16 protein-coding genes are annotated in these 19,975 nt (G+C 66.4%); 7 read left to right on the forward strand and 9 right to left on the reverse strand.

The genetic code is table 11. From position 1 onward, the window contains the following. Positions 1-135: 135 nt before the first annotated feature. From Q0L30_RS11305 to Q0L30_RS11315, 3 genes are all read left to right on the forward strand, one after another. On the forward strand, positions 136-660 hold the full coding sequence (locus Q0L30_RS11305) for a gamma carbonic anhydrase family protein (RefSeq protein WP_296654964.1): 525 nt from the start codon (positions 136-138) through the stop codon (positions 658-660). A gap of 53 nt (positions 661-713) precedes the next feature. Continuing rightward, positions 714-1,676: an Hsp33 family molecular chaperone HslO gene (locus Q0L30_RS11310; RefSeq protein ID WP_296654966.1), complete on the forward strand. Its 963-nt coding sequence runs from the start codon at positions 714-716 to the stop codon at positions 1,674-1,676. 144 nt (positions 1,677-1,820) lie between these two features. Continuing rightward, positions 1,821-2,228, forward strand: a complete 408-nt coding sequence (locus Q0L30_RS11315) for a hypothetical protein (protein WP_296654969.1) — start codon at positions 1,821-1,823, stop codon at positions 2,226-2,228. 82 nt (positions 2,229-2,310) lie between these two features. Here Q0L30_RS11315 and ftsB read toward each other — a convergent pair whose 3' ends face one another. The 9 genes from ftsB to Q0L30_RS11360 form a co-directional block, all read right to left on the reverse strand. Further along, a complete protein-coding gene (gene ftsB / locus Q0L30_RS11320) occupies positions 2,311-2,784 on the reverse strand; it encodes a cell division protein FtsB (RefSeq protein ID WP_296654971.1) in 474 nt (157 codons plus the stop codon). A gap of 113 nt (positions 2,785-2,897) precedes the next feature. Then, on the reverse strand, positions 2,898-4,181 hold the full coding sequence (gene eno / locus Q0L30_RS11325) for a phosphopyruvate hydratase (RefSeq protein ID WP_293045379.1): 1,284 nt from the start codon (positions 4,179-4,181) through the stop codon (positions 2,898-2,900). A gap of 431 nt (positions 4,182-4,612) precedes the next feature. Beyond that, positions 4,613-5,467 carry a 3-deoxy-8-phosphooctulonate synthase gene (gene kdsA, locus Q0L30_RS11330; protein WP_296654976.1) on the reverse strand — a complete coding sequence of 285 codons (855 nt, stop codon included), beginning with the start codon at positions 5,465-5,467 and terminating at the stop codon, positions 4,613-4,615. Beyond that, positions 5,464-7,125: a CTP synthase gene (locus Q0L30_RS11335; RefSeq protein WP_296654977.1), complete on the reverse strand. Its 1,662-nt coding sequence runs from the start codon at positions 7,123-7,125 to the stop codon at positions 5,464-5,466. The genes kdsA and Q0L30_RS11335 overlap by 4 nt, the downstream gene beginning before the upstream one ends. Positions 7,126-7,339: 214 nt before the next feature. Further along, positions 7,340-8,143 (reverse strand): alpha/beta hydrolase, encoded by an 804-nt coding sequence (locus Q0L30_RS11340; protein ID WP_296654979.1) that lies wholly within the window; start codon positions 8,141-8,143, stop codon positions 7,340-7,342. Positions 8,144-8,187: 44 nt separating this feature from the next. Further along, positions 8,188-10,857 carry a DNA internalization-related competence protein ComEC/Rec2 gene (locus Q0L30_RS11345; protein ID WP_296654981.1) on the reverse strand — a complete coding sequence of 890 codons (2,670 nt, stop codon included), beginning with the start codon at positions 10,855-10,857 and terminating at the stop codon, positions 8,188-8,190. Between the two features lie 111 nt (positions 10,858-10,968). Further along, positions 10,969-11,757, reverse strand: coding sequence for a TatD family hydrolase (locus tag Q0L30_RS11350; protein WP_296654983.1), 789 nt, complete (start codon positions 11,755-11,757; stop codon positions 10,969-10,971). Positions 11,758-11,764: 7 nt separating this feature from the next. Continuing rightward, entirely contained in the window at positions 11,765-12,496 is a 732-nt protein-coding gene (locus Q0L30_RS11355) for an ABC transporter ATP-binding protein (RefSeq protein WP_296654985.1), read from the reverse strand. Next, positions 12,489-13,742, reverse strand: a complete 1,254-nt coding sequence (locus Q0L30_RS11360) for a lipoprotein-releasing ABC transporter permease subunit (protein WP_296654987.1) — start codon at positions 13,740-13,742, stop codon at positions 12,489-12,491. The genes Q0L30_RS11355 and Q0L30_RS11360 overlap by 8 nt, the downstream gene beginning before the upstream one ends. A gap of 339 nt (positions 13,743-14,081) precedes the next feature. Here Q0L30_RS11360 and Q0L30_RS11365 point away from each other — a divergent pair, with 339 nt between their 5' ends. The 4 genes from Q0L30_RS11365 (at position 14,082) to lysS (ending at position 19,848) form a co-directional block, all read left to right on the forward strand. After that, entirely contained in the window at positions 14,082-15,212 is a 1,131-nt protein-coding gene (locus Q0L30_RS11365) for a regulator (RefSeq protein WP_296654996.1), read from the forward strand. 22 nt (positions 15,213-15,234) lie between these two features. Continuing rightward, positions 15,235-16,974: a single-stranded-DNA-specific exonuclease RecJ gene (gene recJ, locus Q0L30_RS11370; RefSeq protein WP_296654989.1), complete on the forward strand. Its 1,740-nt coding sequence runs from the start codon at positions 15,235-15,237 to the stop codon at positions 16,972-16,974. A 108-nt stretch (positions 16,975-17,082) separates the two neighbouring features. Further along, positions 17,083-18,187 (forward strand): peptide chain release factor 2 gene (gene prfB / locus Q0L30_RS11375; RefSeq protein ID WP_296654991.1). Its coding sequence is split into 2 segments (ribosomal slippage): positions 17,083-17,163 and positions 17,165-18,187, totalling 1,104 coding nucleotides; the frame shifts between segments, so codons are not numbered across the junction. 125 nt (positions 18,188-18,312) lie between these two features. Continuing rightward, positions 18,313-19,848 carry a lysine--tRNA ligase gene (lysS, locus tag Q0L30_RS11380; protein WP_296654993.1) on the forward strand — a complete coding sequence of 512 codons (1,536 nt, stop codon included), beginning with the start codon at positions 18,313-18,315 and terminating at the stop codon, positions 19,846-19,848. The last annotated feature ends 127 nt before the right edge of the window (positions 19,849-19,975 follow it).

The following is a 19,975-nucleotide window of genomic DNA, read 5'->3' on the forward strand; positions in this document are numbered from 1 at the left end:
CGGCGCCGTCCCGTCTGCCAGGCGGTCTGCGCGCGACCGTTTACAATACGCGATTCACCTGCCGTGCGCCCTGCCCCTGACACAGCAGCGCCGCAACCGCACCGCAGCACCCCCGGACTCTGGAGACGCAACACCGTGGCCATCTACAAGCTTGGCGAAGCCGCACCCACTATTCACGAAAGCGTGTTCGTCGCGGACAACGCGACCGTCATCGGCAAGGTGACCCTGGCCGAGAACGCGAGCGTCTGGTTCGGCGCGACGCTGCGCGGCGACAACGAGCCGATCACGGTCGGCGAGCGCACCAATATCCAGGAAGGCGCGGTGCTGCACACTGATCCCGGCTACCCGCTCACGCTCGAAGCGAACGTGACGGTGGGCCACCAGGCGATGCTGCACGGCTGCACGGTGAAGGAAGGCGCGCTCATCGGGATTCAGGCCGTGGTCTTGAATGGCGCGGTGATCGGCCGCAACTGTCTGGTTGGCGCGGGCGCTGTGGTCACCGAGGGCAAGGTGTTCCCCGATAACTCGCTGATTCTCGGCGCACCTGCGAAAGTGGTGCGCGAACTCACCGAGGCCGACATCGCGGGCCTCAAGCGCAACGCGGATGTGTACGACAAGCGTCGCGAATATTTCAAGGCGCAGCTCGTGCGCATCGGCTAGGCCCGTCCGCCCATGCGCGCCTCGCCGTATGAATCGAAACGAAGGAAAAGATTGTGAACGACCAGTTGCAGAAATTCTTGTTCAGCGCCGCCCCGGTGCGCGGTGAGATCGTCTCCCTGCGCAGTACGTGGCAAGAAGTGCTCACGCGCCGTCAATATCCCGCGCCGGTTCAGACCGTGCTCGGCGAGATGATGGCGGCGTGCGCGCTGCTGTCGGCCAATCTGAAGTTCGACGGCACGCTGATCATGCAGATTTTCGGCGACGGTCCCGTGCGCATGCTGGTCGTGCAGTGCGCCTCGGATCTCTCGATGCGCGCGACCGCGCGGCTCGCCGACGGTCTCACGGCTGACGACGCCGCGGCACTGCCCGACGACATGACGATCGCCGATCTCATCAACGTGAGCGGCAACGCCCGCTGCGTGATCACGCTCGATCCGGCCAGCAAGCAGCCGGGCCAGCAGCCGTATCAGGGCATCGTGCCGCTGAACGGCACGGACGGCCCGCTCCATTCGATTTCCGAGGTCCTCGAACACTACATGCATCACTCGGAACAGCTCGACACGCGCATGTGGCTCGCGGCCAATGGCGAGCGCGCGGTCGGCGTGATGCTGCAGAAGCTGCCCGGCGACGGCGGTATCGTGCCGCACGCAGGCGAACTCGACACCGATACGTGGGATCGCGTCTGCACGCTCGGCGGCACGCTGTCGCGCGCGGAACTGCTCGAACAGGAGCCCGAGGTGCTGTTCCGCCGCCTCTTCTGGCAGGAGAACGTGCACCACTTCGAACCCGCTCAGACGCGCTTTCAGTGCTCCTGCTCGCGCGAAAAGGTCGGCGCGATGCTGAAGATGCTCGGGCGCGGCGAGGTGGACGGCGTGATCGAGGAACGCGGCCACGTCGAGATTCACTGCGACTACTGCAACCAGCGCTACGAGTTCGATCCCGTGGACGTGGCGCAACTTTTCGCGGCGCCTGGCCTCTCGGAAGGCATTGCGCCCGCAGCGGAGCGGCGCCACTAAGCGCTGCGCCGATCATCGTGGGACGCGCTGCCGTGCCGGCGGCAGCGCGTGCGATGGCAGCGAGATTGAGCTGAAATTCAAGCTGAAATCCGGATGCCCGGTATGCGTATGATTTGCTTAGGCATCCGACGGATGGAGAACGACATGAGCGGGAAAAACGGCCGCGACAGTCTGTGGCGCAACGTGCAGCCGCGCGTCTCGGCAATCGCAACGATGATGGCGCTCGGCGCGGGCGTCGCATTGACGAGCGGCTGCGTGATGACCCCATCAGGACCGTCGCCGATCCTGAGCCGGCTCAGCCCCGCGCAGTCCGGCGTGTCCGCGACCGCGCATCCGCTCACGCCCGCGGAACGCGCGCGCTACGACGCCATCGACCGTCAGGCGCTCGCCGACCAGGAACGCGCGATAGCCGCCGAAGCAGCCGCGCAGGCCTGGGCACGCACCGTTGCGCCGCCCGTCACAATGTATGGCGGCTACTACAGTGGCTACTATGGCGGCTACTATGGCGGCGGCTGGGGCTACGGCTACCCGGGCTGGGGATGGGGCTGGTGAACGGATAGCAGAAAGCAAAAAAGCGCGGCTGGCTGCCGCGCTTTTTCATCGATCCCACCGTTGCCGAACAATCCGGCGACACTCAGGTCCGCCCGGCTTTTTTCTTCGCGTCCGCCTTCTTCGCGTCAGCCTTCCTGGTTTCCGCCTTCTTCGCTTCCTTCCCGCGCCCACGCTTCTTTTCAGGCACGCGCGACACCGGGTTCGGCACGACCTTCACGGGCGCATCCGACATCACGCCACGCGTCGACGTGTTCGACGACGCGCTGGGCGCGGGCGGCGGCTGGTTCGGCGAGACGAACTGCACGAACACCTCGCCGTCCTTCACCATGCCCATTTCGTAGCGTGCGCGCTCTTCGACAGCGGCAGTCCCGTTCTGAAGATCCTGCACTTCGCCCGCAATGCGGTCGTTGCGCGTTTTCTCGTCGTCGTTCTGCTTGAGCTGCTGGGCGAGTTGCCCCTGAATTTCGTGCACGCGCAGCCACCCGCCCCGTCCCCACCAGAGCGGGTACTGGACCAGCGCCAGCAGAATGATCAGGACGACAGTGACAAGCCGCATGAAGGAAGCCGGATAAATACACGCCGCCCCGCGCAGAACGCGGGGCGGCGAAAACACGAACCGAAGGATGACAGCAAGGCTGTTACCAGCGTGATCTGCGTATCAATACACCATCAGCGCAGATTGTAGAACGCCGACTTGCCCGGATAGGTTGCGATATCGCCGAGATCTTCCTCGATACGCAGCAGCTGGTTGTACTTCGAGATGCGGTCGCTGCGCGACAGCGAGCCGGTCTTGATCTGTCCCGCGTTCAGGCCGACCGCGATGTCCGCGATCGTCGAATCTTCGGTTTCGCCCGAGCGGTGCGAGATCACGGCCGTGTAGCCCGCGCGCTTGGCCATTTCGATGGCCGCGAAGGTTTCCGTCAGCGTGCCGATCTGGTTGATCTTGATGAGGATCGAGTTCGCGATGCCCTTCTCGATGCCCTCTTTCAGGATGCGCGTGTTCGTGACGAACAGGTCGTCGCCGACGAGCTGGATCTTCTTGCCGAGCTTGTCGGTCAGCAGCTTCCAGCCGGCCCAGTCGCTCTCGTGCATGCCGTCTTCGATCGAGACGATCGGGAACTTGTCGGCGAGCGTTGCGAGATAGTCGCTGAATTCCGCCGACGACAGTTGCAGGCCTTCGCCCGCCAGCTGGTACTTGCCGTCGTGGTAGAACTCGCTGGCCGCGCAGTCGAGCGCGAGCAGCACGTCTTCGCCCGCGCGGTAGCCGGCTTTCTCGATGGCTTGCAGGATGGTCGACAGGCACTCGTCATTGCTGCCGAAGTTCGGCGCGAAACCGCCTTCGTCGCCGACTGCCGTGCTCATGCCGCGATCCGAGAGGATCTTCTTGAGCGCGTGGAACACTTCCGCACCGCAACGCAGCGCTTCGCGGAAGGTCGGCTGGCTCACCGGCACGATCATGAATTCTTGAATGTCGAGGCTGTTGTTCGCGTGCGCGCCGCCGTTGACGATGTTCATCATCGGCACCGGCAGTTGCATCGCGCCCGAGCCGCCGAAGTAGCGGTACAGCGGCAGGCCGGCTTCTTCAGCGGCGGCCTTCGCGACGGCCATCGAAACGGCCAGCATCGCGTTCGCGCCGAGGCGCGACTTGTTGTCGGTACCGTCGAGTTCGAGCAGGGTCTTGTCGAGGAAAGCCTGTTCCGAAGCGTCGAGGCCCATGATCGCCTCGGAGATTTCCGTGTTGATATGCTCGACCGCCTTCAGCACGCCCTTACCGTTGTAGCGGCCGGCTTCGCCGTCGCGCAGCTCGATCGCTTCGCGCGAGCCCGTCGACGCACCCGACGGCACAGCCGCGCGGCCCATCGTGCCCGATTCGAGCAGCACGTCGCATTCGACGGTGGGGTTGCCGCGAGAATCGAGAATCTCTCGACCGATGATATCTACGATTGCACTCATGGTTTCCTCAGGAAATGACAGTAATTCTTGCGCGACCGGCGCCGCCTGCATGGATCCGCGAGGCGCAGCTTCTGCACGTACGGAATGCCCTGTCGCGTGGGACAGTCGGCGCGGGGTCTGGTTCAACTTGTGCAGCGCGCCGGTCACGTTTTCTCTGCGACCGGCATGCTGCAACGCTGCCTTGCTCTTCAAACGCGGCATGCCGACGAGCGTTGCGCACAGCGTGGCGCACGCTTGGGCGCCGCTGCGCGGCCGTTCGTGCGCCGCGTTTCTCCTCCATCGCGCCGCTCGTGCATCCAAAGCGGCGCGCACTACGTCACTGCAGCCCACTACTCAAATACTGTGGCAAATGATGACGCAAAACCACCCGCAACCGGGCGCAATTACACGTAATTACAAGTAACTGCGAGTAACCGCGCCCGGCTGCGTAATCAGTTGAAATCGCTTTCGAGGAACGGTGCGCGCTTGACCGCCTGGTCGAGCGTCACGAGCGTTTCGAGCAAGTCTGCCATGCGGTTGAGCGGCACGGCGTTTGGACCGTCCGATTTCGCCTCGGAAGGCTTCGGATGCGTCTCCATGAAGAGACCCGCCACGCCCGTCGCCACGGCCGCGCGCGCGAGCACCGGCACGAATTCGCGCTGGCCGCCCGAGCTCGTGCCCTGACCGCCGGGCAGTTGCACCGAGTGAGTCGCATCGAACACGACCGGCGCGCCGGTCTCGCGCATGATCGCAAGCGAGCGCATGTCCGACACGAGGTTGTTGTAGCCGAACGAAACGCCGCGTTCGCACGCCATGAAGCGGTCTTCGGAGAGACCCGCTTCACGCGCGGCGTCGCGCGCCTTGTCGATGACATTTTTCATGTCGTGCGGCGCGAGGAACTGGCCTTTCTTGATGTTGACCGGCTTGCCCGAGCGCGCGCACGCGTGGATGAAGTCGGTCTGGCGGCACAGGAACGCTGGCGTTTGCAGCACGTCCACGACCGAGGCCACGGGCCCGATTTCTTCTTCGGTATGCACGTCGGTCAGCACGGGCAGACCGAGCTGGCGCTTCACTTCGGACAGGATGCGCAGGCCCTCGTCCATCCCGAGGCCGCGAAACGACTTGCCGCTCGAGCGATTGGCCTTGTCGTACGACGACTTGTAGATGAACGGGATGCCGAGCTTCTCCGTGATTTCCTTCAGGCGGCCGGCGGTGTCGATCGTCATCTGCTCCGATTCGACGACACACGTGCCCGCGATCAGGAAAAACGGGCTGGACAGGCCAACCTCGAAACCGCACAGATTCATGCTTTCTCCTCGGCACGCGAGAGCTGGTGCGCGAGCGCCGCTTCCACATACGCCTTGAAGAGCGGATGGCCGTCGCGCGGCGTGGACGTGAATTCGGGGTGGAACTGGACGCCGACGAACCACGGGTGCAACTCGCGCGACAGCTCCATCATCTCCGGCAGATCTTCGGTCGGCGTGCGGGCGCTGATGACGAGACCGCCTGCTTCGAGCTTGGGCACGTAGCCGTTGTTGACTTCATAACGGTGACGGTGACGCTCGTTCACGTCCTTGCCGTAGATCTGCGACGCGAGCGTGCCGGGCTTGATCGGGCAGCGCTGCGAACCGAGGCGCATCGTGCCGCCGAGATCCGAGTTTTCGCTGCGCTTTTCGACCTTGCCTTCGCGATCGGCCCATTCGGTGATCAGGGCGACCACGCGGTCGGGCGTATCCGGGTTGAACTCCGTGCTGTTCGCCTGCGCGAGGCCCACCACGTCGCGTGCGAACTCGATCACCGCGAGCTGCATGCCGAGGCAGATGCCGAGATACGGCACCTTCGCCTCGCGGGCGTAGCGGATCGCCTTGATCTTGCCTTCGGTGCCGCGACGGCCGAAGCCGCCCGGCACGAGGATCGCGTCGAGGTGCTTGAGGCTGTCCACGCCCTCTTCGTCGATCTGCTCGGAATCGATGTACTCGATGTTCACCTTCGTCGACGTCTTGATCGACGCGTGACGCAGCGCTTCGATGAGCGACTTGTACGACTCGGTCAGATCGACGTACTTGCCGACCATGCCGATCGTGACTTCGTGCTTCGGATGTTCGAGCTTCTCGACCATCTCCGCCCACATCGACAGATCGGCGGGCTTCGGGGAGAGCTTGAGTTCTTCGCAGACGATCGAGTCGAGGCCCTGGTCGTGCAGCATCTGCGGAATCTTGTAGATGCTGTCCGCGTCCCAGACCGAGATCACGGCGTCCTGCGGCACGTTCGAGAAAAGCGAGATCTTCTGGCGCTCGTCGTCCGGAATCGGACGGTCGGCGCGGCACAGCAGCACGGTCGGATAGATACCGATTTCGCGCAGCTTCTGCACGCTGTGCTGCGTGGGCTTGGTCTTCAGCTCGCCCGCCGTCGCGATGAACGGCACGAGCGTGAGGTGCACGAAGCACGCGCTGTTGCGGCCGAGGCGCAGGCTCATCTGGCGCACGGCTTCGAGGAACGGCAGCGATTCGATGTCGCCCACCGTGCCGCCGATCTCGACGATCGCGACATCGGGCTCGCCGCACGTTGCGGATGCCGCGCCGCGCTCGACGAATGCCTGGATCTCGTTCGTGATGTGCGGGATGACCTGCACGGTCTTGCCCAGATAATCGCCGCGGCGCTCCTTGCGGATCACCGATTCGTAGATCTGGCCCGTGGTGAAGTTGTTGGCCTTGCGCATCTTCGTGCTGATGAAGCGCTCATAGTGGCCGAGGTCGAGGTCGGTTTCCGCTCCGTCTTCCGTCACGAACACTTCGCCGTGCTGAAACGGGCTCATCGTGCCGGGGTCGACGTTGATGTAGGGATCGAGCTTGAGGAGGGTGACTTTGAGACCGCGCGATTCGAGAATCGCGGCGAGGGAGGCGGCGGCAATACCCTTGCCAAGGGACGAAACTACGCCGCCGGTGACGAAAACATATTTGGTCATCGCTGAATGCTCGCGGGAAAAACGGATTATACCGTAAAGGCAGGGCTAACCCTGCTTTTCGCGCGAGCTGCGCGAACCGCGATCAAGGCGCGATACCGCACGCCCGTTCGGGAGCGGCAAGCGGCCTCGGCCACGTGTTGCCGCGCCACTCGCGCACGCCCGCATGAACCCACGCACACCATGAACGCGCGGCGTCAGGTCACATCAGGCCGCATCAGGCTCCGTCGCCCATCGCGTACAGGAGGCGCTGCACGGCGCGGGCCGTTTCGATGGGACGCTCCATCGGGTAAAGGTGGCTGCCCTCGATCCATTCGAAGCGCTCGCCCGCGACGCGCCGTGTCGCATCGAGCCCGACCTGCCGTATCTCCCGCGACTTCGTGCCTGCGATAAAGCCGACCGGCACCGGCGAGCCGTGGACGAGACGCGTGCCGAGCGTGTGCGGCAGCGTGCGATAGATCAAATACTCGGTGCGGCGATCGAACGCAAGCGTGCGCGTGCCGTCCGCCGCAGTTTGCGGAATGCCGAAGTCGACATAGTCGGACAGCACGCGTTCGTCCCAGCGCGCGAAGGCGGGCTTCGCGTGGAAGTGCTGCCAGGCCTCGTCGCGGCTGCCCCAGCTCGTGCGCCGGTTGCGCGTGGCGGCGGCGGGCGAAAGGTGTTCGTCGAGCCCCGCCCACTGCGACATCCTGAGCATGCTGCTGCGCCATCCCGCGATCACCGGCGAATCGAGCATCACCACCCCGCGCACCCACTGCGGCCTCCTGAGCGCCGCCATCAGCGAAAGATAGCCGCCGAGCGAATGGCCGACGAGCCACACCGGATGCTCATAGTTGCGCTCGATGTCCTCCAGCAGCTGCTCGACGAGATGCGGCCAGTCGCGCGTGACCGGAAAGCGCGTGTCGTGACCGATGCGCTCGATATAGCGCAACGCGTGGCCGTCGCCGAGTTCGGCGAACAGCGTGCGATAAGTCGAGGCCGGAAAGCCGTTCGCGTGGGAAAAGTGAATGACGTTCTTCAAAGGCTCGTTGTCTCCGTGTTGTTATAACCGCGGTTATATCGGCTCTATATGTCCGGTGCATCCATCCAGTAGCGGCGTTGCGTGTCGATGAAGCGTTCGACTGCGAGATCGCCCGGCCGGGCCTCGACGCGCACCGCGCCGTCGATGTCGCTGCGCGCGAGGACGATGTCGCGCATGGCGTAGCGCGCGTACACGCCGGGATGCGGATGGTGAAAGCGGTTCAGGTAGCCTACCTGAAAAATGGCGACGAGCGGCCAGACAGAGTCGAGGAACGGCTCGGTCGACGACGTGCGGCTGCCGTGATGCGGCACGACGAGCACCTGCGCGCGCAGGCGATCGGGCGCGCGGGCAACGAGCGTGCGTTCGGTGGCTGCTTCGATATCGGCGGCGAGAAGCGCGGCAGTCGCATCTCCGGGCCCCGTGGTCGAAACCCGCAGCACGCAACTATGCGCATTCGGCTTGTGCACGAGCGGCCCGGCATCCGGCCAGAGCATTTCGAAGTCGACGCCATCCCAGCGCCAGCGCTGGCCCGCCGCACATTGCACGACTTGCGCGCCGGTTTGCCGTGCGCTTGTCAGTAACGGATGATCCGGCCTGATCCCGGCGACGAACTGGCTCACCACAATCTCGTCGAGCACGGCCTGCGCGCCGCCCGAATGATCGGAGTCGTCGTGACTGACGATCAGCATGTCGAGGCGCTGAACGCCGTGCGCGTGCAGATACGGCACCACGATGCGCTCACCGGCGTGCGTCGACTCCGGCCCCGGTCCGGCGTCGAAGAGCAGCGCGTGGCGGGCGGTTTGCACGAGCACCGATGTGCCCTGTCCGATATCGAGCGCGGTGAGGCGAAACATGCCGACTGGCGGCCCCGCAGGCGGCGGAACCAGAAGCGGCAGCCACATGAACGGCGCGATCCAGCGCAGCGGCCAGCCGCGCGGTGCGAGGCACCACGCGATGCCCAATGCCGCGCAGGCGAGCGCCCATGCGTGCGGTTGCGGCAGGCGCAACACGGCCCACGGCACGCTTTCGAACCGGCCCAGCACGATGGCAAGCACCTCGAGCAACGCGTGCGCCGCGCGCAACGCGAATGCGTCGAGCGGCGGCGCAAGCGCGACGCTCGCGAGCACGGCGGGCGTCACGAGCGCGCTGACGATGGGAATGGCGAGCGCGTTCGCGAACGGGCCGATCAGCGGGATCTGCGCGAACCAGTATGCGGTGAGCGGCGCGAGCGCGATCGTCACGGCCCATTGCACGCGCGCGCCTCCTGCTACGCGGTTCACCAGCCGGTTCGCGATTCCGCGCGCGGCACTGGCCAGACGCGCAAGCAAGCGGCGCTTGCGGGTCGCATCCGGCGTCGCGGACCCCGCATCATCCGCCGGATAGACGAGCTCCGGCACATCGTCCGGACGGTTGTCCCAACGTGCGCCGGGCACGGCTGTCACGACGAAGAGAATCGCCGCCACGGCGCAGAACGAGAGCCAGAATCCCGCCGCCGTCACAGCCCACGGATCGCGGATCAGCACGAGCCCGAGCGCCCACGCGAGCACCTGCGACCGCGCCACGTTGCGCCCGGCAAGCAGCGCGGCAGCGGCCACCGCCAGCATCCACAACGCGCGCTGGACCGGCACATTGAAGCCCGCGAGCGCAGCGTAAATGACCGCAGCGCACACCGCACCCACCACGGCGACTTTCTGCGCAGGGACGATCAGCGGCGCGTCGATTCCACTCCAGCGCGCACGCCGCCAGAGCGCACCCGCCGCCCAGCCAGCGAGCCCCGCGACGAACGCGAGATGCAGTCCCGAAATGGCCACGAGGTGACTCGTGCCGGTGTTGCGCAGCAGACGCCAGTCGGCGGCGCTCACGGCGTCCTGCACGCCAGTCGCAAGCGCGACGACGATACCGCGATGCGGTTTGCCCGCCAGCACGCCGTCGATCCGTGCTCGCACCGCCGCGCGCCAGCGCTCGATCGCCGTGCCGATGCCACCCGCCTCGCCGGGCAATTGCACCGCACGCAGCGGTTCGCTCACGTAACCGGTCGCGCGAACACCGCGCGCGAGCAGCGCCGCTTCGGCATCGCGCAGGCCGAAGTTACGCTCGCCGTGCGGGCGTTTCAGACGAACCGGCAAGCGCCAGCGTGCGCCGGGCACGAGCGGCGGCAGCGGCGCGTCGCGCGCGACCCACGTGAGCTGGATCGTGCGGGGAAGCCCGGCGCCCGCATCAGGCGTGCCCCACGACTGCACCGCGAAGAGAAAACGTGCACGGCCTTCGGCGTAAGACGGCAGCGCCGCGACATAGCCCGTGACGTCGATATCGCGCTTCTCCCAGGCCGCGGGCAACGCGATGGCGAGGCGAAGTTGCGCACGATACGCCGCGTAGCCAAAGCCGATGCACGCCGCCGCGAGCCATACGGCAAGCCAGCCGCTCCAGCGCCGCCAGCGCCTCTTGCAACCGTAGTGCCGGCCCGCCGGCGAGCGAGCGCAGCACGCGCCCGCATCATCCGGACGACCACGCTCAAGCGAAGCGTCAGGCAGATCGTCGTGCCGACCGATCTCGCAGCCCACCGCTCCGGCCAGCGTCCGTGCCGTCAATGCAGCCCAGCCACCGGCCGCCAGCGTCGCAACGACGAGCAAGGCCCAGCCGTCTCGCCCAGGCAGCGCCGCCTGCTGCTGAAGAAAGAGCACGCCCAGCGCAAATCCGCCCCACACCGCCCGCATCCGAACTCCTCGCATCGAGGCGGCGCGAACCCTATGAACCATATAAACGGCGCGTACGACACAGACGCACCCTGCGCCGCCCGATGGCGCCGCACGCCGCCGTCGAACCGATTATGCAGACGAAAGCGAGAGCCGCGGCAGCGCAACGGCAACGTTAGCCGTTGTGCCAAGGGCGAGTTCTTCGGGCGTCAGGCCGCGCAAGCCTGCGAGTACCGCGCCGATGCGCGGCACCTGGTCGGGCGTATTGCGCTCGCGATAAAGCCACGCGGGCGCAATGTCCGGCGCGTCGGTTTCCATCACGATCGCTTCGAGCGGCAGTTGCTGCGCGAGCCGCCGGATCTGCAGCGCGCGCTCGAACGTGACGTTGCCGCCGAAACCCAGATGGATTCCGTGGTCGATGAAGGCATTCGCCTGCTGGAAGCTGCCGTTGAACGCGTGCGCGATGCCGCGATGCACGCCGTTGCGGCGCAGGCCTTTGAGCACCTGGTCCTGCGATTTGCGCACATGGCAGATCGCGGGCAGGTCGAATTCGCGCGCGAGCTTGAGCTGCGCGTCGTAGAAATGCTGCTGCCGGGCGTCGTCGAGTTCCGGCACGAAATAGTCGAGGCCGATCTCGCCGATGCCGACAAAGCGCGGATCGTCGAGACTCGCTTCGATCTCGCGGCGCAGCGCGTCGAGATCCTCGTCGCGCGCGCCGGGCGTATAGAGCGGATGAATCCCGAGCGCGTAGACCGCGCCCGGCACGCGATGCGCGAGCGCGCGCACCGTGGCGAAATTCTCGCGCGCAACCGCGGGAATCACGATGCGCGACACCCCCGCCGCGCGCGCCGCCGACACGACCGCATCGCGGTCCGCGTCGAATTCGGCGGCGTCGAGATGGCAGTGCGTGTCGATCCACATGGCGCCCTCACACCGGGACGACCGGCTCCTCGTGCAGCACGCCGTCGCGCAGCCGCACGGTGCGGTCGCAGCGGGCAGCAAGATCCGGGTCGTGCGTGACGATGACGAAGCTCGTGTCGAACGTATCGGACAGTTCGAGCATCAGGTTGAACACGGTGTCCGCGGTGCTGCCGTCGAGGTTGCCGGTCGGCTCGTCGGCCAGCACGCACGCGGGCCTGGTCACGAGCGCACGGGCAATCGCCACACGCTGGCGCTCGCCGCCCGAGAGCTGCCCGGGCCGGTGCTTCGCGCGATGCGCGAGCCCCACGCGGTCGAGCGTCGCGAACGCCTCGCGGCGCGCGTCGTCCTGGGTCATGCGGCGAATCCGCAGCGGCATCGCGACGTTGTCGAGCGCCGTGAACTCCGGCAGCAGATGGTGGAACTGATAGACGAAGCCGAGCGCGCGGTTGCGCAGATCGTTGCGCTCGCGCTCGGAGAGTTCGGTAAACGGCTTGCCGAGCACCGAGACCTTGCCCGTGCCCGGTTCGTCGAGGCCGCCCAGCACGTGCAGCAGCGTGCTCTTGCCGGAGCCCGACGCGCCCACGATCGCGAGCTTCTCGCCGCGCCGCACCTTCAGTTCGGTGTGCCTGAGCACCGGCACTTCGAGGCCGCCCTGGCTGAACGTCTTGGAGATGCCATGCGCTTCGAGCACGTAGGGATAGTCGCCCGCAGCGGCGAACAGCGATTGACGGTCATTCATAGCGCAGTGCCTCCGCGGGACGAACCTTGGCCGCGCGCCAGCTCGGATAGAGCGTTGCAAGCGCCGACAGCACGAACGCAATCAAGCCGATGCGGATCACGTCGGAGGCGACGAGTTCCGAAGGCAGCTCGCTGATGAAGTAGACGGAAGGCGGCAGGAACTGCACGCCGAGCAGATGCTCGATCATCGGCACGAGCCACGGAATGCTCCACGCGATCAGGCAGCCGAGCGCAATGCCGATGCCGGTTCCGACGAAGCCGATCGTCACGCCCTGCACGACGAAGATCTTCATGATCGACCCGGGCTGCGCGCCGAGCGTGCGCAAGATGGCGATGTCGGCCTGCTTGTTGGTCACGGTCATCACGAGCGACGACACGAGATTGAACGCCGCCACGGCGATGATCAGCGTGAGGATGATGAACATCATGCGCTTTTCGATCTGCACCGCCGAGAACCACGTCTTGTTCTGCTGGGTCCAGTCGCGGATGTACAGGTCGCCCGTGAGCGTGTGCACGAGCTGGCGTGCGACGGTCGGCGCGCGCTGCATGTCCTTCAGGCGCAAGCGCACGCCGGTCGGCGCGGGCAGGCGGTAGAGAATCTGGGCATCGCGGATATTCACGAGCGCGAGCGTGCTGTCGTACTCGTAGTGCCCCGATTCGAACACGCCGGCCACGGTGAACTGCTTCAGGCGCGGCAGCATGCCCGCGGGCGTGATCGACCCCTCGGGCGCGACGAGCGTGACCTTGTCGCCGGTCTGCACGCCGAGGCTCGACGCCAGATCGGCGCCCAGCACGATGCTGAAGCTGCCCGGCGTCAGGTCGTTCAGGCTGCCCGCCTTCATTTCCTTGCCGATTTCGGAGACTTGCGGCTCCTCCGACGGCTCGACTCCGCGCAGCGCGACGCCGCTTACGCTGTCACCGCGCGTGAGCAACGCCTGCGCATCCACGTAGGGCGCGGCGCCGATCACCTCGGGATTGGCCTTCGCCTCTTTCGCGGTCAGTTGCCAGTCGGGCATCGAACCGGTCGGGGAGAAAATTTCGATGTGCGCGAGCACGGAGAGCATGCGGTCGCGCACGTCGCGCTGGAACCCGTTCATCACCGAGAGCACGACGATCAGCGCCGCGACGCCGAGCGCGATCCCCGACATCGAAACGAGCGCGATGAACGAGATGAACCCGTTGCCGGACGTGCGCTTGCCGGCGCGGGTGTAGCGCCAGCCTATCTGCCATTCGTAGGGAAGTTTCAAGCGAATCCTTATCTGCGTCTTCATGATGCGGCCGATGCGGCGCGTGCGTGCGCACCGCCGCTGTGCCCCGCCCTGCTCCAGCCAGGCACGGGCCGCTGACTGCCGCCCCGCTTGCGCGGCGCGGCGGCCAAACGCGAAGTTTGCCACATCGGCACACCAATACGCCCGTTGAACCGATGGCGCGCGAACCGCACGCACCTCTTTCGAGCAAAAATTCGCACACAAGTGCCGGATTCATACGGCGGGACACGTTCTGAAGACGCGCTGAACACGCACGGCGGCGCGCGATCGGGCTACACGATGCCGCGGCATGCCCGGCAGCCGGGGCGCCGAAGTACAATTCCGCCCATCATGCCCGTTGATCGACTTCACCTTCTCATTCCGTTCGCGCTGCCGTCCGCCGCAGTGGCCTCAACCGCCCTCGCAGGCCTCAATACGCCCGCGCTCGACAAACTCGTCGCTCGCGCCAGCGCGGGCGAAACCGTCATCGGCGAGGATTTTCAGCGCACCCTGCCGCACGAGCGCTGGGTGGCGAAGCAATTCGGCGTGACCGGCGCGGCAAACACGTCCGCTGCCGCCGACGAAGCGCCGCTCGCCCCCTACATGCTGCTCGCCGACGGCGGCTCGCCCGGCGACACCGCCTGGGCGTGCGTGCAGCCCGTGCACGTGCGCATCGCCCACGACCATCTGGTTCTGATCGACCCGGCCGCGCTCGATCTCGCCGATGCCGACGCCGCCACGCTCTACGCCGCAGCGAAGCCGCTGATCGAAGAACTCGGCGTGCAGGTCATTGCGCCGACGCCGTATCGCTGGTATCTCGCGAGCGACACGTTCGGCATGCTCACGGGCGCGTCGCCGCTACGCGCGAGCGGGCGCAACATCGAAATCTGGCTGCCGCACGAGGCCGGCTCCGGCAAGCGTTCGCGCGCCTGGATGAAAGTGCAGAACGAAGTGCAGATGGCATGGCACGAGCACCCCGTCAACGAGGCGCGCGAAGCGCGCGGCCTGCCCGCCGTCAATTCGATCTGGCTGCATGCCCAGGGCACGATGCGTCCGGTACAAAGTCCGTTCGCGCACGTGCGCTCCGCTGCCGCCGCCACGCGCGGGCTCGCACTCGCGGCGGGCGTCGACGTGGGCAGCGCGCCTGCGACGTTCGCCGCTTTCACCGCATCCGCGTCCGGCTCGACCGGCACCGGCGGCACCGGCGGCACCGGCGGCACGACGCTGGTCGAACTCGACCCGTTTTCCGCGCCGTTCATCGAGCAGGACTGGGGCCGCTGGAACGCGGCCTTCGCAGCCCTGGAGCGCGACTGGTTCGCGCCCGCGCTCGCGGCGCTGCAGGCGGGCGAGCTTCGCGCGCTTGGCCTCACGCTGTGCGGCGACACCGGCTCAGTCGATCTCACGATCACGCGCGGCGATCTGCGCAAGCTCTGGCGGCGGCGCGTCCTTGCCTCGCTCTTCATCGAATAACCTCCCGACCAAGCCGTCCCGCATGACCCGAATCGTCACCCGCGCCTCCTCCCCCGCGGACACCGAAGTGCTCGTTCGCCACGGCCTGCATCCGGTCCTCGCGCGTCTCTATGCGTCGCGCGGCGTCTGCCAGCCCGACGAAATCGAAACCGGCCTCGCGCGCCTCATGCCGCCCGCCGCGATGAAGGGCGTCGACGAGGCCGCCGTGCTGCTCGCCGACGCACTCGCCGCAAACCGGCGCATGCTGGTCGTCGCCGACTACGACTGCGACGGCGCGACCGCATGCGCCGTGGCCGTGCGCGGGCTGCGCATGCTCGGCGCGCGGATCGACTACCTCGTGCCGAACCGCTTCGAGTACGGCTACGGCCTCACGCCGGAGATCGTCGCGCTCGCGACCCAGCGTCCGGACCGCACGCCCGACACACCCGGCACGCCCGGCACGCAGCGGCCCGAACTGCTGATTACCGTCGACAACGGCATCGCGAGCGTCGAGGGCGTGGCCGCGGCCAACGCGCTCGGCATCGATGTGCTCGTCACCGATCACCACCTGCCCGGCGACACGCTGCCCGCCGCGCGCGCGATCGTGAATCCGAACCAGCCGGGGTGCGCGTTCGAAAGCAAGTGCATCGCGGGCGTCGGCGTGATGTTCTACGTGCTGCTCGCGCTGCGCGCGGAACTGCGCCGCCGCGGCGCGTTCACCGACGCGCGCCCGGAACCGCGCCTCGACGGCCTGCTCGATCTCGTGGCGCTCGGCACCATCGCCGACGTCGTGAAGCTCGATGCCAACAACCGCGTGCTGGTCGCGCAAGGGCTCCAGCGCATCCGCAACGGCCGCATGCAGCCCGGCATCGCCGCCCTCTTTCGCGCCGCGGGCCGCGAAGCGCGCACCGCGTCGGGATTCGACCTCGGCTTCGCGCTCGGGCCGCGCCTGAATGCGGCGGGCCGACTCTCCGACATGTCGCTCGGCATCGAATGCCTGACCACCGACGATGTCGGCCGCGCGTGGGCACTCGCGCAACAGCTCGACGCCATGAACCGCGAGCGGCGCGAAATCGAGGCCGGGATGCAGCAGCAGGCGCTGGCCGATCTCGCCGACGTCGATCCCGAAGGCACCGCCACGCTCACCCTCTTCAATCCGGCGTGGCATCAGGGCGTGATCGGAATCGTCGCAGGCCGGCTCAAGGAGAAATTCCATCGCCCGTCCTTCACGTTCGCGCTCGCCGACGACGGCGGCGAATGCGTAAAGGGCTCGGGCCGCTCGATCCCCGGGTTCCATCTGCGCGACGCGGTCGATCTGATCAGCAAGCGCGAGCCGGGCCTCATCCACAAGTTCGGCGGCCATGCGATGGCGGCCGGTCTCACGATCGCCACCGCCGACGTGCCGCGCTTCGCGGCGGCGTTCGAGCGCGTGGGCCGCGAGTGGCTCTCGGCCGAGGCGCTCGCACGCACCGTCGAGACCGACGGCGACCTCGAAGACGCCTATTTCACGCCGGACTTCGTCGAGATGCTCGACGCAGCGGTTTGGGGCCAGGGCTTCCCGGCGCCGATGTTCGCGGGCGAATTCGAGGTGGCGTCGCAGGCGCTCGTGAAGGACAAGCATCTGAAGCTGCAACTGTTGCGCGGACGTCAGCGCTTCAACGCGATCTGGTTCAATCACACGGAATCGCTGCCGCAGCACACGACACTCGCCTACCGGCTCGTGCGCGACACGTGGAACGGCGTCTCGCGCGTGCAGCTCGTCGTGGAGCACACTGCGGACTGAGCGGGGCGCAGGGTCAGGTGCACAGCCAGGCAAACAGCCAGGCGGGCGCCCTTGGCGAGGGGGCAATCGGCTATAATTCAACGTTTTACGCCCCGGATTACGACACAAATGGAAGCGGAACGTCTTAACGCGATCGAAGCCTCTTTGGCGGACCTGCGCACGCGCGCAGGCGAGCTACGGGGGTATCTTTGACTACGATGCCAAGTCCACGCGTCTAGTCGAAGTCAACCGCGAACTCGAAGACCCCGACGTCTGGAACGACGCGAAGCACGCACAGTCGCTCGGCAAGGAAAAGAAGCTGCTCGAGAACGTGGTGCTCGTGCTCACGGGCATCGAGAACGACGTGCGCGACACCCAGGATCTCTTCGACATGGCGCGCGAGGAAGGCGACGAAGCCACGCTCGTCGCCTGCGAAACCGACGCGGCAGCGATCGAGACGCGCGTCGCCGACGTCGAGTTCCGCCGGATGTTCGCGAACCCGGCCGACCCCAATAACGCCTTCATCGACATCCAGGCCGGCGCGGGCGGCACCGAAGCCTGCGACTGGGCGTCGATGCTGCTGCGCCAGTACCTGCGCTACTGCGAGCGCAAGGGCTTCAAGACCGAAGTGCTCGAAGAGTCCGAAGGCGACGTCGCCGGCATCAAGAGCGCGACCATCAAGGTCGAAGGCGAATACGCCTACGGCTTCCTGCGCACCGAAACCGGCATTCACCGCCTCGTGCGCAAGTCGCCGTTCGATTCGTCGGGCGGGCGCCATACGTCGTTCTCGTCGGTGTTCGTCTACCCCGAGGTCGACGAGTCGTTCGAGATCGACGTCAATCCGGCCGATCTGCGCATCGACACGTTCCGCGCGTCCGGCGCGGGCGGTCAGCACATCAACAAGACCGACTCCGCCGTGCGTATCACGCACATGCCCTCGGGGATCGTCGTGCAGTGCCAGAACGACCGCTCGCAGCACCGCAACCGCGCTGAGGCCATGGCGATGCTCAAGTCGCGTCTCTACGAAGCCGAAATTCGCAAGCGCCAGGCGGAGCAGGACAAGCTCGAAGCGGGCAAATCGGACGTGGGCTGGGGCCACCAGATCCGCTCCTACGTGCTCGACAACAGCCGCATCAAAGATCTGCGCACCAACGTCGAAATCAGCAACACCAAGGCCGTGCTCGACGGCGATCTCGACGATTTCATCAGCGCGAGCCTGAAACAAGGCGTCTAAGAGAGCGCGCTTTTGACAGAACGTTAAGCCGCCGTCGCGGCTTTCATGGCCGCGACAGCGCAATCCGTGCAGCACGGCACGCCTTGCGCGGACCCCAGAATCCGAATCACCGAACCGAAGCCATCATGACCGAACCGACCCAGCCGACCGTAGCCAGCACCGCGCCCGAACTGGACGACAACCAGATCATCGCCGAGCGCCGCGAAAAGCTGCGCGCGCTGCGCGAGGCCGGTGTCGCCTACCCCAACGACTTCCGTCCGGAACACCGCGCCGCCGACCTGCAGCGCGAGCACGCCGACACCGACAAGGACGCGCTCGAAGCGCAGGCGCTGGAAGTCTCGATCGCGGGCCGCATGATGCTCAAGCGCGTGATGGGCAAGGCAAGCTTCGCCACGGTGCGCGACGGCTCGGGCCAGATCCAGTTCTTCGTCACGCCCGCCGATGTCGGCGAAACGACTTACGAAGCGTTCAAGAAGTGGGACCTGGGCGATATCGTCGCCGCGCGCGGCGTGCTGTTCCGCACGAACAAGGGCGAACTGTCGGTGCGCTGCACCGAACTGCGTCTGCTCGCGAAGGCGCTGCGTCCGCTTCCGGACAAGTTCCACGGCCTCGCCGACCAGGAAATGCGCTATCGCCAGCGCTACGTCGACCTGATCGTCACGCCCGAATCGCGCAAGACGTTCGTGGCGCGCACGAAGGCCATTTCGTCGGTGCGCCGCTTCATGGCCGACGCCGACTTCATGGAAGTCGAAACGCCGATGCTGCATCCGATCCCGGGCGGCGCGGCAGCGAAGCCGTTCGTCACGCACCACAATGCGCTCGACATGCAGATGTTCATGCGCATCGCGCCCGAGCTTTATCTGAAGCGCCTCGTTGTCGGCGGCTTCGAGCGCGTCTTCGAGATCAACCGGAATTTCCGTAACGAAGGCGTGTCGCCGCGTCACAATCCGGAATTCACGATGATGGAGTTCTACGCCGCGTACACGGACTACACGTGGCTCATGGACTTCACCGAAGCGCTGATCCGCCAGGCCGCAATCGACGCGCTCGGCAGCGCCGTCGTGACGTATCAGGGCCGCGAACTCGATCTCTCGAAGCCGTTCCACCGCCTGACGATCACGCAGGCGATCCAGAAGTACGCGCCGCAGTACACCGACGCGCAACTCGCCGACGCCGCATTCCTGCGCACCGAACTCAAGAAGTTCGGCGTCGACGCCAACCAGCCCGCGTTCCTGAACGCCGGTGTCGGCTCGCTGCAGCTCGCGCTGTTCGAAGAGACGGCCGAGTCGCAACTGTGGGAGCCGACCTATATCATCGACTACCCGGTGGAAGTGTCGCCGCTCGCGCGCGCATCGGACACGCAGGCGGGCATCACCGAGCGCTTCGAGCTCTTCATCACGGGCCGCGAGATCGCAAACGGCTTCTCGGAGCTCAACGATCCGGAAGACCAGGCCGCGCGCTTCAAGAAGCAGGTCGAGCAAAAGGATGCCGGCGACGAGGAAGCGATGTTCTACGACGCCGACTACATCCGCGCGCTCGAGTACGGCATGCCCCCGACGGGCGGCTGCGGCATTGGCATCGACCGCCTGGTGATGCTGCTCACCGATAGCCCGATCATTCGCGACGTCATCCTCTTCCCGCATCTGCGCCGCGAAGACTGAGCATAGACGCACGGCGGCGCCCTGCTGCGCCGCCTGAGCCCGCCAAACGGGGCGCATACGGTACTTGCCGCATGCGCCCCGTTTTTTTCTGACGTACGATGGCGACTGCGCGTCAGCCGTATGTAAC

The organism is Paraburkholderia sp. (assembly GCF_024281035.1).
Lineage (GTDB): Bacteria > Pseudomonadota > Gammaproteobacteria > Burkholderiales > Burkholderiaceae > Paraburkholderia.